The organism is Stutzerimonas stutzeri KOS6 (assembly GCF_000307775.2).
GTDB lineage: Bacteria > Pseudomonadota > Gammaproteobacteria > Pseudomonadales > Pseudomonadaceae > Stutzerimonas > Stutzerimonas stutzeri_B.
Genome location: NZ_KK020676.1, coordinates 2,036,751 through 2,051,811 on the forward strand (window position 1 = coordinate 2,036,751; position 15,061 = coordinate 2,051,811).

Annotated in this window: 11 protein-coding genes; 6 read left to right on the top strand and 5 right to left on the bottom strand. The window is 63.6% G+C overall.

The annotated features are described in order from the left end of the window. Positions 1-5 precede the first annotated feature (5 nt). The 3 genes from fdxH to fdhE are packed head-to-tail and all read left to right on the top strand — an operon-like array spanning position 6 to position 2,610. Complete coding sequence (gene fdxH / locus B597_RS37455) at positions 6-944, top strand: formate dehydrogenase subunit beta (protein ID WP_003292958.1); 939 nt, start codon at positions 6-8, stop codon at positions 942-944. After that, a complete protein-coding gene (locus B597_RS37460) occupies positions 941-1,663 on the top strand; it encodes a formate dehydrogenase subunit gamma (protein ID WP_003292960.1) in 723 nt (240 codons plus the stop codon). Before fdxH ends, B597_RS37460 begins: the two co-directional genes overlap by 4 nt. Further along, positions 1,660-2,610: a formate dehydrogenase accessory protein FdhE gene (gene fdhE / locus B597_RS37465; RefSeq protein ID WP_024162155.1), complete on the top strand. Its 951-nt coding sequence runs from the start codon at positions 1,660-1,662 to the stop codon at positions 2,608-2,610. The genes B597_RS37460 and fdhE overlap by 4 nt, the downstream gene beginning before the upstream one ends. Here fdhE and B597_RS47370 read toward each other — a convergent pair. After that, entirely contained in the window at positions 2,607-2,774 is a 168-nt protein-coding gene (locus B597_RS47370) for a hypothetical protein (protein WP_003294934.1), read from the bottom strand. The genes fdhE and B597_RS47370 overlap by 4 nt on opposite strands. Before the next feature lie 337 nt (positions 2,775-3,111). On the opposite strand from B597_RS47370, the gene B597_RS37470 reads away from it, so the two are divergent. The 3 genes from B597_RS37470 to glgB all read left to right on the top strand — a co-directional run bounded on the left by B597_RS37470 (position 3,112) and on the right by glgB (position 10,792). Continuing rightward, positions 3,112-5,124: an alpha-1,4-glucan--maltose-1-phosphate maltosyltransferase gene (locus B597_RS37470; RefSeq protein ID WP_003294933.1), complete on the top strand. Its 2,013-nt coding sequence runs from the start codon at positions 3,112-3,114 to the stop codon at positions 5,122-5,124. A 135-nt stretch (positions 5,125-5,259) separates the two neighbouring features. Then, complete coding sequence (gene treS / locus B597_RS37475) at positions 5,260-8,586, top strand: maltose alpha-D-glucosyltransferase (protein WP_003294932.1); 3,327 nt, start codon at positions 5,260-5,262, stop codon at positions 8,584-8,586. After that, on the top strand, positions 8,579-10,792 hold the full coding sequence (glgB, locus tag B597_RS37480) for a 1,4-alpha-glucan branching protein GlgB (RefSeq protein WP_024162156.1): 2,214 nt from the start codon (positions 8,579-8,581) through the stop codon (positions 10,790-10,792). The genes treS and glgB overlap by 8 nt, the downstream gene beginning before the upstream one ends. A 303-nt stretch (positions 10,793-11,095) precedes the next feature. On the opposite strand, the gene B597_RS37485 is transcribed toward glgB, so the two are convergent. From B597_RS37485 to B597_RS37500, 4 genes are read right to left on the bottom strand one after another with little or no spacing between them, the layout of a single operon-like run. Beyond that, positions 11,096-12,103: a lysylphosphatidylglycerol synthase domain-containing protein gene (locus B597_RS37485; protein WP_024162157.1), complete on the bottom strand. Its 1,008-nt coding sequence runs from the start codon at positions 12,101-12,103 to the stop codon at positions 11,096-11,098. After that, complete coding sequence (gene clsB / locus B597_RS37490) at positions 12,100-13,341, bottom strand: cardiolipin synthase ClsB (RefSeq protein WP_024162158.1); 1,242 nt, start codon at positions 13,339-13,341, stop codon at positions 12,100-12,102. The genes B597_RS37485 and clsB overlap by 4 nt, the downstream gene beginning before the upstream one ends. Then, positions 13,338-14,141 carry an endonuclease/exonuclease/phosphatase family protein gene (locus tag B597_RS37495; protein WP_003294929.1) on the bottom strand — a complete coding sequence of 268 codons (804 nt, stop codon included), beginning with the start codon at positions 14,139-14,141 and terminating at the stop codon, positions 13,338-13,340. The genes clsB and B597_RS37495 overlap by 4 nt, the downstream gene beginning before the upstream one ends. Continuing rightward, complete coding sequence (locus tag B597_RS37500; RefSeq protein WP_003294928.1) at positions 14,138-15,055, bottom strand: DUF72 domain-containing protein; 918 nt, start codon at positions 15,053-15,055, stop codon at positions 14,138-14,140. Before B597_RS37500 ends, B597_RS37495 begins: the two co-directional genes overlap by 4 nt. Between the last annotated feature and the right edge of the window lie 6 nt (positions 15,056-15,061).

Sequence of the window (15,061 nt, forward strand, 5' to 3'; positions counted from 1 at the left end):
GCCTGATGCGAGGTGACCAGATCAACCTGCAGAACATCATCGCGCGTTCGGCGACTACCGAGCCCTCGCCACAGATTCGCTCCGGTGGCGTGGAAAAGGTGACCAAGCTGATTGATGTGTCGGTGTGCATCGGCTGCAAGGCCTGCCAGGTCGCGTGTATGGAGTGGAACGACCTGCGCGACGAGGTCGGCGAATGCGACGGCACCTACAACGCCCCGCAGGACCTGACGCCGTCGTCCTTCGAAGTCATGCGCTTTTCCGAGTACGAGAACGAGGAGGGCGACCTGGAGTGGCTGATCCGCAAGGACAACTGCATGCACTGCGCCGAGCCGGGCTGCCTCAAGGCTTGTCCGTCGCCCGGCGCCATCGTGCAGTACGCCAACGGCATCGTCGACTTCAACTCCGAGCACTGCATCGGCTGCGGTTACTGCGTGGCCGGGTGCCCGTTCAACATTCCGCGCATCTCCAAGAAGGACAACAAGGCCTACAAGTGCACGCTCTGCTCCGACCGTGTCTACCACGGCCTGGAGCCGGCCTGTGTGAAGAGCTGCCCGACCGGCTCGATCCAGTTCGGCACCAAGGAGCAGATGCTCGACTACGGCGCGCACCGGGTCGGCAAGCTCAAGGAGCGCGGCTACGAGAATGCCGGCATCTATGACCCCTCCGGAGTGGGTGGGACGCACGTGGTCTACGTACTGCAGCATGCCGACAAGCCGGAGATCTACAGCGGCCTGCCGAAGGATCCGCAGATCAGCCCGACGGTGGAGCTGTGGAAGGGCGTGACCAAGCCGCTGATGTCGGCGGTACTCGGCGTCTCGGTACTGGCCGGGTTTTTCCATTACATGACCAAGGGGCCGAAGGAGGAGCCCGAGGACGATCCCGACGCCGACAAGGCGGCCGCGGAACGTGAGCTGGACAGACGCGACGAGGAGCGGCGGCCATGAGTCATTCCAATGTAGGCAAGGGCATCCTGCGCTATGGGCCCTGGGCGCGGGCGAACCACTGGATCGTCGCGATCTGCTTCGTGCTGCTCAGCCTCAGCGGACTGGCGCTGTTCTATCCGGCATTCTTCGGCCTCACCGCGCTGTTCGGCGGGCCGGAGCCGACGCGGATCGTGCACCCGTACATCGGCGTGTTCATGTCGCTGTTCTTCCTGATCCAGGCGGTGCGTTTCTTCCGCGCCAACCTGTTTCGCCGCTACGACGTGCAATGGGCGCGGCAGATCGGCGACGTGCTGTCCAACCGCGACGAACGACTGCCGCCGGTGGGGCAGAACAACGCCGGGCAGAAGCTGGTGTACTGGGTCTTCCTCGCCACGGTGCCGATCCTGCTGGTCACCGGCGTGGTGCTCTGGCGGCCCTGGATCGCCAGCGAGATGCCGGTCTGGGCGCTGCGCTGGGCGGTATTGATCCACGCGCTAACGGCCTTCGTCGCGATCCTCACGCTGATCATCCATATCTACTCCGCCATCTGGGTCAAGGGCTCCGTACGCGCCATGACCCAGGGGCGAGTCAGCCCGGCCTGGGCCAGGCACCACCACAAGCTCTGGTACGACGAAGTCATGGCCGGCGAGAAGCACGGCGACGACAGCGCCTTGCCCCATCGCGAGCCCGGCGATGCGGCCGCGCCTGGAAATCGAACAGGAAAAGGGAGCCCGACATGAAAGGAACGCGCGGAGCAGTTGGCCACGAGTTCGGCAACGCACCCACCACGATCATGGAGCCGCCGCAGGTGGTGCTGCCCGACGACCAGCTGTTCAGTCGGCGAGCGCTGCGTTTGCGCGAGCTGATGGTCATGGTCCCGGCGCTGGATGAATTCCTCGACTTCATGGCGCGTCTGGCCCAGGCCCAGCAGCAGGTTTTCGGCGGTCGCGAGCCGGCCTGGCGCCCGGCGCCGGATGCGTTCGACCAGGCATTCGCCCATCGCATGCCGCCGCTGGGCTTCCGTGCGCTGCGCCGCGATCTCGATTGGCAGGCCGATCTGAGCGCCATCCTCGATGCCCTGGCCTTGCATGTCGGGGAGCGGCAACGGCCTTTGCTACAGGCCCTGCGCAGCCTCGGTGCGGATGAGTTGCAGGCGATCGCCGAGGATGTGCTGGAGCAGCGCAGTGGCAGCGAGGCCAGCCGCGGGTTGATGCCCCTGGTCGCCGCTGCCTTGCAGGTCAGCTGGGCGCGCCTGGCGGCAGGCCTGCCACGCGCGCCGGCCCAACCGCTGGACGACGCCCGGGCGCTGTGCCCCTCTTGCGGCTCGCCCCCGGTGGCCAGCGTGGTGCACAACGAACCACATCGCAGCGGCGTGCGCTTCCTGCACTGTGCGCTATGCGCGACGGAGTGGCATCTGGAGCGGGTCAAGTGCAGCAACTGCGAAACCGGCGGCCAGTTGCTCTACGTCGGGTTGAACGACCAGCAGGGTGAGCCTTTCCTGCCCGTGCAGGCGGAAGCCTGCGGCGCCTGTGAAAGCTACCTGAAGATCGTACTGCGGCAGATCCAGGGCCGCGCCGACCCGGTCGCCGACGATCTCGCCAGCCTGCCGCTGGACTTGATGCTGGCCGAGCAGGGGAGCTACGCCAGGAGTGGCTACAACCCGCTGCTGGTATTCGGTGACGACTAGCCAGCGGGCTGCGCGCTGTCGATATCCACCACCGTCTGATCGCCGTATGGCGAGCCGGGCTTGTACTCGTCCAGCTCGTCGGCACAGGGCACCTGCGGCACGTCGCCTGGCTTGTCATGCATGATCGGGTCGGGTTGCGGGACATCGGGCCGTGGGTGGGTCATGGTCGTTCTCCTGACGGCGAAGCTGCCGGCTCGGCAGCGCGGGGCGTTCTGCATTGAGGTGTCTGGCTGGCTGGGGTTCCAGCCAGCCGTCGGCTCCCGCGCCAGCGGCGACAGCCGGCCCGATGGCGTTGCGTCGCAGCGCGCCCGCCACCGCCGGCACTCCCGACCGATCACCGAAAGGCCCCCGCCAATGGCCGCGCAGGGCTGAACTTTCCCGGGCCCACTGGCTCGGAAGAAAGAGCCGACAAAACCGTACCGGTCGCCTCCGAACCGCACGATGACGCACCCAGAGGCGGCTCGGGCAACCCGCACCCTTGCGCCCCCAGGAGCCCGTTCGATGAGCGATGTACAGCCCAACGCGACGTTTCACCCTCGACTCGAAGACGCCCTGCAGATGCCCCGCATCGCCATAGAAGCCACTCTGCCCGTGGTGGATGGCGGTCGTTTCGCGGCCAAGGCGATCATCGGCCAGCCGGTCGTCGTCACCAGCAGGATCTTCGCCGATGGGCACGACCAGCTCGCCGCGGCGGTGTGCTGGCGCGAGAAGGGCGAGAGTAGCTGGTGTCGGGCGCGCTTGAAGCTGCTCGGCAACGATGGCTGGCAGGGCCAGTTCACTCCGACACAGGTGGCAGAGCACGAGTTCGTCATCGAGGCCTGGTGGGACATCTTCGAAACCTATCGCTACGAGCTGTCGAAGAAACACACCGCTGGCGTGCCGGTGCCGCTGGAGCTGGAAGAAGGCAGGATGCTGCTGGAGAAGGCCGCCGCCCGCGCCCAGGGCGAGAACCGCGCGACTCTGGAAGATCTGCTGCACCGTCTGGGCACCTCGCACCTGGACGACGAGCGCGTGTCGCTGCTGCTGGCAGCGGAAACCGCTGCCGCGATGGCGGCGGCCGATCCGCGTGAACACTGCAGCCGCAGCCCGCTGTATCCGCTGGATGTAGAGCGCCCGCTGGCACAGTTTGCCAGCTGGTACGAGCTGTTCCCGCGCTCGGAAACCGACGATCCCGAGCGTCACGGTACGTTCCGCGACGTGCACAAGCGGTTGCCGGCCATTCGCGACATGGGCTTCGATGTGCTGTATTTCCCGCCGATTCATCCGATCGGCCGGAAACACCGCAAAGGCCCGAACAACAGTCTGCAGGCAGGCCCGAACGATCCGGGCAGTCCCTATGCCATCGGCAGCGAAGAAGGCGGCCACGACGCGATTCATCCGCAGCTGGGCACGCTGGACGATTTCCGCGAGCTGGTTGCAGCCGCCCGCGAGCACGGACTGGAGATCGCCCTCGATTTCGCCATACAGTGCTCGCAGGATCACCCCTGGCTGAAAGAGCATCCGGGCTGGTTCTCCTGGAGGCCGGACGGCAGCATCAAATACGCGGAAAACCCTCCGAAGAAATACCAGGACATCGTCAACGTCGACTTCTACTCCGAGGACGCCAAGCCCGATCTCTGGCTGGCCCTGCGCGACGTGGTCTGGCACTGGGTGGAGCAGGGCGTGAAGGTCTTTCGCGTCGACAATCCGCACACCAAGCCGCTGCCGTTCTGGGAGTGGCTGATCGCCGATATCCGCGAGCGCGACCGCGACGTGATGTTCCTCTCCGAGGCGTTCACTCGCCCCGGCATGATGGCGCGGCTGGGCAAGATCGGTTACAGCCAGAGCTATACCTACTTCACCTGGCGTAACACCAAGGCCGAGCTCAGCGAGTACCTCACGGAGCTGAACGAGCCGCCGCTGCGCGACTGCTACCGCCCCAACTTCTTCGTCAACACGCCGGACATCAACCCGTTCTTCCTGCAGGACTCGGGGCGTGCGGGCTTTCTGATCCGCGCTGCGCTGGCGACCATGGGTTCGGGGCTGTGGGGCATGTACTCGGGCTTCGAGCTGTGCGAATCGGCGGCGGTTCCCGGCAAGGAGGAGTACCTGGACTCGGAGAAATACCAGCTTCGCGTCCGCGACTACCACGCGCCGGGCAACATTGTCGCCGAGATCGCCCAGCTCAACCGCATCCGCCGACAGAACCCGGCGCTGCAGACCCACCTCGGCTTCAAGGCCTATCTGGCCTGGAACGACAACATCCTCTATTTCGGCAAGCGCACGCCCGACTTGTCGAACTTCATCCTGATCGCCATCAGCCTCGATCCGAACAATGCCCAGGAGGCGCATTTCGAATTGCCGCTATGGGAACTCGGCTTGCCCGACGACGCCCATACCCAGGGCGAGGACCTGATGAACGGCCATCGCTGGACCTGGTACGGCAAGACGCAGTGGATGCGCATCGAGCCCTGGCATCTGCCTTTCGGCATCTGGCGACTGACGGCGCAGCAGCCCGACCCGGACCTCAAGTAGATTCTAGATTAGATACTTAAATCGTTTTTAATCAGAGTGTTAGACGGCTTTTAGAATGTCGTTTCCAGGTTCTATTCATCTTGCCCAGCCCGCAGTTCAGGTGCGGGCTTACGCACCGCTACAGGAATGAAGAACATGGCAAAACCGCGCAAACCGGCTGCTTTCATCAAGGATCCGCTCTGGTACAAGGACGCGGTGGTGTACCAGGTTCATCTGAAATCTTTCTACGACTCGAACAACGATGGCGTCGGCGACTTCGTCGGGCTGATCGAAAAACTGGACTACATCGCCGACCTCGGGGTGAACACCATCTGGCTTCTGCCGTTCTACCCCTCGCCGCGGCGCGACGATGGCTATGACATTGCCGATTACCGCGGTGTACATCCCGAATACGGCGGCATGGCCGACGCCAGGCGTTTCATCGCCGAGGCGCACAGGCGCGGGCTGCGGGTGATCACCGAACTGGTCATCAACCACACCTCCGACCAGCACCCGTGGTTCCAACGCGCACGCAAGGCGCGCAAAGGCTCGGCTGCGCGCAACTTCTACGTCTGGTCGGATACCGACGACAAGTACCAGGGCACGCGGATCATCTTCCTCGACACCGAGAAATCCAACTGGACCTGGGACCCAGTGGCCAAGCAGTACTTCTGGCACCGCTTCTATTCGCACCAGCCGGATCTCAACTTCGACAATCCGCAGGTGATGAAGGCCGTGCTGGCGGTGATGCGCTACTGGCTCGACATGGGCATCGACGGTTTGCGGCTGGACGCGATTCCCTATCTGGTCGAGCGCGACGGCACCAACAACGAGAACCTGCCGGAAACCCATACGGTGCTCAAGGCGATCCGCGCCGAGATCGACGCCAACTACCCCGACCGCATGCTGCTGGCCGAGGCCAATCAATGGCCGGAGGACACCCAGCTGTATTTCGGCGGCGAGGATGGCGGGCCGGGGGACGAGTGCCACATGGCCTTCCATTTCCCCTTGATGCCGCGCATGTACATGGCCATCGCCCAGGAGGACCGCTTTCCGATCACCGACATCCTGCGCCAGACCCCGGACATCCCGGAGAACTGCCAGTGGGCGATCTTCCTGCGCAACCACGATGAGCTGACGCTGGAGATGGTGACCGACAAGGAGCGCGACTACCTGTGGAACTACTACGCCTCGGACAAGCGCGCGCGTATCAACCTCGGCATCCGTCGTCGCCTGGCACCGCTGCTGGAGCGCGACCGTCGGCGTATCGAGCTGCTCAACAGCCTGCTGCTGTCGATGCCCGGCACCCCGGTCATCTATTACGGTGACGAGATCGGCATGGGCGACAACATCTTCCTCGGCGATCGCGACGGCGTGCGCACGCCGATGCAGTGGTCGGTAGACCGCAATGGCGGCTTCTCCCGCGCCGATCCGCCGAATCTGGTATTGCCGCCGGTGATGGATCCGCTCTACGGCTACTACACGATCAACGTCGAGGCCCAGCAGCGCGATCCGCATTCGCTGCTCAACTGGACGCGGCGGATGTTGACCATCCGCAAGCAGTTCAAGGCGTTCGGCCGTGGCACGCTGAGAATGCTGGCACCGAGCAACCGCCGCATCCTCGCGTATCTGCGCGAATTCACCGGCGTCAATGGCGAGACCGAAATCATCTTCTGCGTGGCCAATGTGTCCCGTTCGGCCCAGGCGGCGGAGCTGGAGATGTCGCAATACGCCGGCATGGTGCCGGTCGAGATGGTCGGCGGCAGCGCGTTTCCGCCCATCGGCCAGTTGCCGTATCTGCTGACCCTTCCACCCTATGGCTTCTACTGGTTCCAGCTCGCGCCCACCAACCAGATGCCCAGCTGGCACCAAGAGCCGGTGGAAACCCTGCCCGATTTCCAGACCCTGGTGCTCAAGCGACTGGATACCCTGACCGCCGCCAACAGACGCATCCTGGAAACCGAGTCGCTACCGGCCTACCTGCCAAAACGGCGCTGGTTCGCCGCCAAGGACGTGCCAATCGACTCCGTTCACATCAATTATTGCGTACCTTTTGGCGATCCGAACCGGCCTGTGCTGCTCAGCGAACTGAGCGTGGAATCGGCCGGACGCAGCGATCTCTATCAGCTACCGCTGGGATTCCTCGACGAAGCGGATTTCGACACCGTGCTGCCGCAACAACTGGCCATGGCGCGCGTGCGGCGCGGCCCGCGAGTCGGATTGATGACCGATGCGTTCGCCCTCGAGCAGTTCATCAGCGCGGTCATCCAGGGCTTGCGCGATGAGCGCGTGGTGCCCTGCAACGACGGCGAGATACGCTTCGTGCCGATGCCGCAACTGGCCGAGCTGCAACTGCCGGCTCATCCTGAAGTGCGTTACATCTCCGCCGAGCAGTCCAACAGCTCGGTGATCGTCAATAACAGCGTGATGCTCAAATTGCTCCGCCGGGTGGCGCCGGGGGTTCACCCTGAACTGGAAATGGGCGCCTTCCTTACCGCGGGTGGCTTCGCCCATATTTCCGCGATGCTCGGCCAGGTCAGTCGTATCAACAAGCAGGGCGAGCCAGTCGCGCTGATGGTGATCCAGCACTTCCTCGACAGCCAGGGCGACGCCTGGGAATGGACCCTGAACAACCTCGACCGCGCCGTGCGCGACGAAATTGCCGGTGGCGTATCGCTGCACGAGAACCAGTTCAGCGCGCTCGATGAGCTGCAGGCCTTCAACCGGCTGCTCGGCCAGCGTCTTGGCGAGATGCATTGTGCTCTCGCCGCGCAGACCGATGACCCGGCCTTCGCCTACGAGAGCACCAGCGAGGCCAACGCCGAGCAATGGGCGAAGAGCGTCTCCGACCAGCTGGAGCAGGCCCTGGCGCGTCTCGAAGAGCATCGTGCAAGCTTCGAGCGCAAGGACGCCACGGCGGTCGGCCAGTTGCTCGAACGTCGCGACGCGCTGCTCGCACAAGTGCAACGTCTGGCTGCTAGAACCCTGGGAGGCCTGCGGACCCGCGTGCATGGTGACTTGCACCTGGGGCAGGTGCTGGTGGTTCAGGGCGATGCCTATTTCATCGACTTCGAGGGCGAGCCAGCCCGGCCGCTGGATGAACGGCGCGCCAAACATAGTCCGTTCAAGGATGTCTCAGGCCTGTTGCGCTCGTTCGAATACGCCGCGGCCATGACCATTCGCGGAGCACAGATCAGCGACAGCACGGCCGAAGCGGACCAGGTACGGCAACGCATTGCCGCAAGCTACCGAAGCAGCGCGCGGGAAGCGTTCCTCGAGGCCTATCGCGAGGCGAGCGCGGAACTTGCCCATGCCTGGCTCAGCGAAGATGGCGCGAATGCTGCACTGTTGCTGTTCAGCCTGGAAAAATGCGCCTACGAGATCGTCTACGAAGCGGAGAACCGCCCAGCCTGGTTGCCCGTCCCGCTACAGGGACTGCTGGCCCTGGCACAACAGCTTTTCGATGGAGGTTCCAATGAGTGATCGTCCGCTACTGACCATGCCTGGGGAAACCCTGATGCCCAGCGACGCCGATGTGGACGCCCTGGTGCGCGCCGAGCATGGCAATCCGTTTTCCATACTCGGACCTCATCCGGACGGGGAAGGGATGGTGATACGCGCCTACCTGCCCAATGCGCTGGGTGTCGAGGTCCTCGATCGGAGTGAGCAACTGCTGCTGGTGATGGAGCAGGGGCAGGTACCCGGCTTCTTCTTCACCCGGCTACCCCATGCGCAACCCTACCTGCTGAAGATTCGCTGGGCCGGTGGCGAGCAGATCACCGAAGACCCGTACAGCTTCGGTCCGCAGCTGGGCGAACTGGACATGCACCTGTTCTCCGAAGGCAACCATCGGCAGATCGGCCGGGTGTTCGGCTCGCAGTTGATCGAGGCTGACGGTGTGCAGGGTGTGCGCTTCGCGGTCTGGGCACCGAACGCGCGCCGTGTATCGGTGGTCGGCAGTTTCAATGGCTGGGACGGTCGCCGGCATCCGATGCGGCTGCGCTTTCCTTCCGGGGTGTGGGAGCTTTTCATTCCCCGACTGCAGCCCGGCGACACCTACAAGTACGAGATTCTCGGTCCTCACGGCATCCTGCCGCTGAAGGCCGACCCCGTTGCGCTGGCCACCGAGCATCCGCCGGGCACCGCGTCCGTCATCGCGCGACCGCTGGATTACCAGTGGAAAGACCAGGCCTGGCTGCAGCGGCGCAGCTCTCGGCAATCGGTCGACGCACCGATGACCATCTACGAACTGCACGCCGGCTCCTGGCGGCGCGATGGGGGCGATCATGGCCGGTTGTACGACTGGCACGAGCTGGCCGAGCGACTGATTCCCTATGTCGTGGACCTGGGCTTCACGCATATTGAGCTGATGCCCATCATGGAGCACCCGTTCGGTGGTTCCTGGGGCTACCAGCTGCTTTCGCAGTTCGCACCCAGCGCGCGCTATGGCAACGCCCATGACTTCGCCGAGTTCGTCGATGCGTGCCACGCCGCTGGCATCGGCGTGATCCTCGACTGGGTCCCGGCCCACTTTCCCACCGATGCCCATGGCCTGGGTGAATTCGACGGAACGGCGCTGTACGAGTACGCGCACCCGTTCGAGGGCTTCCACCAGGATTGGGATACCTACATCTACAACCTCGGCCGTACCGAGGTGCACGGCTTCATGCTGGCCTCGGCGCTGCACTGGCTACGCGAATTCCACGTCGATGCGCTACGCGTGGATGCCGTGGCTTCGATGCTCTACCGCGACTACTCGCGCCAGGAGGGCGAATGGATTCCCAACCGCCATGGTGGTCGCGAGAATCTCGAGGCGATCGACTTTCTGCGTCATCTGAATGACGTGGTGGCCACCGAAACACCGGGTGCGCTGGTGATCGCAGAAGAGTCCACCGCATTTCCCGGTGTCAGCAAGCCCACCAGCGAAGGCGGCCTTGGTTTCTCCTACAAGTGGAACATGGGCTGGATGCATGACTCGCTGAAGTACATCCAGGAAGACCCGATCAACCGGCAATATCACCACGACCAGATGACGTTCAGCCTGGTGTATGCCTATTCCGAGCACTTCGTCCTGCCGATTTCCCATGACGAAGTGGTTCACGGAAAGGGGTCGCTGATCGACAAGATGCCGGGCGATCGCTGGCAGAAGTTCGCCAACCTGCGTGCCTACCTGTCGTTCATGTGGATGCACCCGGGCAAGAAGCTATTGTTCATGGGTTGCGAGTTCGGCCAGTGGCGCGAGTGGAGCCATGATCGCGAGCTGGACTGGTATCTGCTCGACGAGCCGGACCATCGCGGCGTACAGAACCTGGTGCGTGATCTCAATCACCTGTACAGCCGGGAGCCTGCACTGCACGAACTGGACAGCGATCCACGTGGTTTTCAGTGGCTGATCGGCGACGATCGCGCCAACAGCGTATTCGCCTGGCTGCGCAAGAGCTCCGACGGCCGGCCGCTATTGGTGGTGGCCAACTTCACGCCGGTCGTGCGCGAGGGCTATCGCATCGGTGTCCCGCTGGATACCCGCTGGCTGGAAGTATTCAACAGCGATGCCGAGTGCTACGGCGGCTCCAACACCGGCAACGGCGGCGGCATGCTTGCCGAGCCGGTGGAGAGCCACGGCGAGAAGGTCTCGCTGTCGCTGACCCTGCCGCCACTGGGTGTGCTGGTGCTGCGGCCGCAGGTTTAGCAAGATGAGGAGAAACGCCACTCGGGGCAGCCCGGGTGGCGTTTTTGCTTCTATCGCAGCTCGATCGGTGGGCTGAAGCCCACCCTACGGGGAGTCCGCCACGCTGTAGGGTGGGCTTCAGCCCACCAGATACCCACCTCGGTAGTCCGCCACGCTGTAGGGTGGGCTTCAGCCCACCAGATGCCCACCTCGGTAGTCCGCCACGTTGTAGGGTGGGCTTCAGCCCACCAGAGATGCCCACCTCGGTAGTCCGCCACGTTGTAGGGTGGGCTTCAGCCCACCAGGCGTTCAAATTCGGCAAGCTCAAGCCGATTCCTGCGAGGCCGCCTGTTGGGTTTCGGCCTGGTTACCGCTGCGCAGCTTCTTCGCGCGGGCTTCCAGCACGACGTAGACCAGCGTGGCCAGCAGCAGCGGAATCAGGAAGTAGATCACGCGGTAGCCGATCAGACCGCCGACGATGGCGCCCTTGCTCATGTCGTCGGCGAGCATGGCGACGAACACCGCCTCGATCACTCCCAGCCCGGCGGGGATGTGGGTGACCACGCCGGCGATGCTGCTGATCAACAGGATGCCCAGTACCTCCGGATAGGCCGCCTGCCGGGACAGCATGAAATACACCACAAGCGCCATCAGCGACCAGTTCGCCGCACCCAGTACCAGCTGTACCAAAGCCAGGCGCAGGGACGGCAACTGGATTTCATGCTTTCGGATGGTCCAGGAGCGTCGCTTGGAAAAACCACACAGTCCCAGGTACACGACGCACACCAATAACAGCCCGAAGCCCAGGAAGCGCAGGGCGGTGAAGCCGATTTCCCAGTTCGCTGGCGGTGTGACCCAGCCCATGGCGAAGATCAGCCCGGCCAGCCACATGTAGCCCAGCCAGTTGGTCAGCAGGCTCAGGGTGAAGACCCGGGTTATCTGCGATGGACGCAAGCCGAGGCGCGAATAAAGACGAAAGCGCAGGGCGATGCCGCCAACCCAGGCGCTCAGGTTGAGGTTGAAGGCATAGCAGACGAAGGTCACCGGCAGAATCTGTCGCATGGGCAGGTCGTGGCGCGCATAGCCCTTGCCCAGCACGTCGAAGAAACAGTAGACGACGTAGCTGCCAAGCGCCGCCGCACCGGCCATCCACAGGGTTTCGGCGCGGTAGTTGCGCAGGGTGCTAAAGACCTCCTGCCAGTCCAGATTGCGTGCCAGCCCGACCAGCAGGCCGGCAACGAGGATGAAGAAGACGTAGGTCAGTATCTTCTTGATCAGCGGCCAGCGCCGCCGCCAGCCGCTCTTTGCCTCGCCTTGGGTCGTATGGCTCATCGTTGTTCTCGCTGCAGGGGGGCGGGCACCGGGTCCAGTGGCGGGCTCTCGGGTTCGAGCAACTCCAGACGTGGCTTGTGGGTGGGAAACAGATCCACCAGGCCGGGGAAATGACGCAGGAAGTGGAAGATCAGGAAGGCCAGCGGCGCCCGCCACCAGAAGCCGCGGATGATCCGCTCAAGCGGGATGCGCCGGCAGTCGGTCTGCAGCAGATGATCGAGGCGCTCGTGCAGGTGGCGGTTGAACAGGTGATCACGAATGATCAGGTTGGCCTCCAGGTTGAGCGACAGGCTCAGCGGGTCGAGGTTGCTCGAGCCAACCGTCGACCATTCGTAGTCGGCCAGCGCGACCTTGCCGTGCAGCGGCCGGCGACAGTATTCGTGGATCTCCACGCCGTCGCGCATCAGGTAGTTGTAGAGCATGCGTGCGCCGAACTTGGCGATGGGCATGTCCGGTTCGCCCTGGAGGATCAGCCTTACCCGTACTCCGCGCCGTGCGGCGTTACGGATTTCCCGCAGTACGCGATAGCCGGGGAAGAAATAGGCGTTTGCAATCAATAGCCTGGAGCGTGCATCTCGAATGGCTTGCAAGTAATGCTGCTCGATGTCGTTGCGGTGCTGGTCATTGTCCCGGGTAACGAACAATGCCCGCGCCTCGCCGCGGCTTATGCCGCCATAGCCCGGCGTAGGCTGCCGCAGGCGCCGCCGCCACCAGCGTTGCGGTGGCCTGTCCGGTGCGATCTGGCTCAGGGCGAAATGATGGATGTCGCGTACCACCGGCCCTTCGACCTGCAGGGCATAGTCCTGCTTGGCAGCCGGGCCGAAGTCGCTCAGATGATCGGCGGAGAAATTGATTCCGCCGATGAAGGCGGTTTCACCATCGACCACGACGATCTTGCGGTGCATGCGGCGGAACACGTTCAGCCGCCGGCCGAGCAACCGCTTACCCGGGTCGAACATGTGGATACGCACGCCGACACGGGTCATGTTCGTGACGAACTCACCGCACAGGTCGGCCGAGCCGTAGCCGTCGACGGTAACATCGACGCTGGCGCCGTTCTCGGCGGCCGCGATCAGCGCCTTCTGCAATTCGGTGCCGACCTTGTCCTGGAACAGGATGAAGGTTTCCAGAAGCACCTCTTTCCTGGCCAGGGCGATGGCCTCGAATACGCGAGGAAAGAATTCCTCGCCGTTTTCCAGCAACTGAAGGCGATTGCCGTCTCTCCAGTGGTAACTCATAGGTGTATCTCCACCGCTAGGGGCAGATGATCGGACAAGTGTGTCCAGGGTTTGTTACCGAGGATCTGCGCGCGGTGACTGCTGGCATGGCGCACGTAGATGCGATCCAGGCGCAGCATTGGCCAGCGTGCGGGAAAGGTTTTCGCCACCTGGCCCTGGGACACCGCGAAGACTTCGTGCAGTCCGGCGCAGCGATCGAGCGTGCGCGTGGCCTTCAGCCGCCAGTCGTTGAAGTCGCCGGCAACCACCACTGGCGCACCTTCGGGGAGCGAATCGAGCAGATTACAGAGCAGCTCCAGTTGCTGCTGGCGGTGCGATTCGCGCAGGCCCAGATGGACGCAGATGGCATGGAACTCGTCGTGTCCCGGTACCTGCAGCACGCTGTGCAACAGGCCGCGGCGTTCGGGGCCGGCGATGGAAATGTCCAGGTTTTCGTAGCGGATGATCGGAAACTTCGACAGCAGGGCGTTACCGTGGTCGCCATCGGGATAGACCGCATTGCGGCCGTAGGCGAAGTCGGTCCAGATGCTGTCGGCGAGAAACTCGTAATGCGGGGTCTTCGGCCAGTTGTGAAAGCGCATCGCGTGTTTTTCATGGGTGCCGAGCACTTCCTGCAGGAACACCACGTCGGCGGAGACGCTGCGTACCGCTTCGCGCAGTTCGGGCAGGATGAAACGGCGGTTCAGCGCGGTGAAGCCCTTGTGGGTGTTCACCGTGAGGATACGGATGGCATTGACTGCCGTGGCCATGTGCGCATCGAGGTCGGCACTTGCGATCGGATGGTCTTTATCCAGAGTCAATCGACAGCTCCTTCCAGTTGTCCAGGGGTGGCCTGCAGGTGTTCGTCCAGGCCCAGCCTGTGCAGCAGTTGCCGCGCGTCGTAGGGCGCGCGAACCTTCACGTCGTTGTCAAAATAGCAATAGACGTCGCGCGATCGTCGCGCTCTGGGCTTGCGCGAACTGATCAGCCGCGCGTCGTCGGGCTGGCCGCCGCTGCTCCAGCTGCGGATGCGCTGGTACCAGGCATCCAGCGCCGCATCGGTGTAGCCGCTGGTGTAGAGCTCTTCGGCGCCATGCAGGCGGATGTAAGTGAAGTCGCTGGTCAGGTCCTCCTGATGCGGCCACTTGCCAGCGGTATCGGCTATCACCAACGCCACCCGATACTTGCGCAGGAGATCGATGAAGTCCGGATCGATGAAGCTCTCGTGCCGGATCTCCACGGCGTGACGCATGCGCCGCTTGCGATCGATCGACAGGTGAAGACGACCTTCCATACGCGCTTCGCATTGCCTGGCAATGGCCAGCGCCGCATCGGTGTCATGAGGCAACTGGCGGAGAAACGCTTCGAAAAGCTCGGCATCGAATCGGAACGACGGCGGGAACTGCCAGAGGATCGGACCCAGCTTCTCCTTGAGCAGGAAAAGCCCCGAGGCAAAGAAGTTGGCGAGCGGCTTGTCCACCTCGCGCAGCCGGCGCACATGGGTGATGTAGCGCGGTCCCTTGACGCTGAAGACGAAGCCCTTGGGCGTATCGGCATACCAGGCGGCGTAGCGTTCAGGCGTCTGCAGCGAGTAGAACGAGCCATTGATCTCGATGCTGTTGACCGCCCGCGAGGCGAAGCGCAGTTCGTTCTTCTGCGTCAGCCCCTTGGGATAGAAATCACCACGCCAGGGTGCATAGCGCCAGCCGGAGATGCCGATGTGGATGGCGGCCATGCGCGA

Excerpts from the sequence above, each read along its gene's own strand:
- glgB (WP_024162156.1), top strand. The coding sequence starts at position 8,579 with ATGAGTGATCGTCCGCTACTGACCATGCCTGGGGAAACCCTGATGCCC.
- B597_RS37500 (WP_003294928.1), bottom strand. The coding sequence starts at position 15,055 with ATGGCCGCCATCCACATCGGCATCTCCGGCTGGCGCTATGCACCCTGG.
- treS (WP_003294932.1), top strand. The coding sequence starts at position 5,260 with ATGGCAAAACCGCGCAAACCGGCTGCTTTCATCAAGGATCCGCTCTGG.
- B597_RS37485 (WP_024162157.1), bottom strand. The coding sequence starts at position 12,103 with ATGAGCCATACGACCCAAGGCGAGGCAAAGAGCGGCTGGCGGCGGCGC.
- fdhE (WP_024162155.1), top strand. The coding sequence starts at position 1,660 with ATGAAAGGAACGCGCGGAGCAGTTGGCCACGAGTTCGGCAACGCACCC.
- B597_RS37470 (WP_003294933.1), top strand. The coding sequence starts at position 3,112 with ATGAGCGATGTACAGCCCAACGCGACGTTTCACCCTCGACTCGAAGAC.
- B597_RS47370 (WP_003294934.1), bottom strand. The coding sequence starts at position 2,774 with ATGACCCACCCACGGCCCGATGTCCCGCAACCCGACCCGATCATGCAT.
- B597_RS37460 (WP_003292960.1), top strand. The coding sequence starts at position 941 with ATGAGTCATTCCAATGTAGGCAAGGGCATCCTGCGCTATGGGCCCTGG.
- fdxH (WP_003292958.1), top strand. The coding sequence starts at position 6 with ATGCGAGGTGACCAGATCAACCTGCAGAACATCATCGCGCGTTCGGCG.
- clsB (WP_024162158.1), bottom strand. The coding sequence starts at position 13,341 with ATGAGTTACCACTGGAGAGACGGCAATCGCCTTCAGTTGCTGGAAAAC.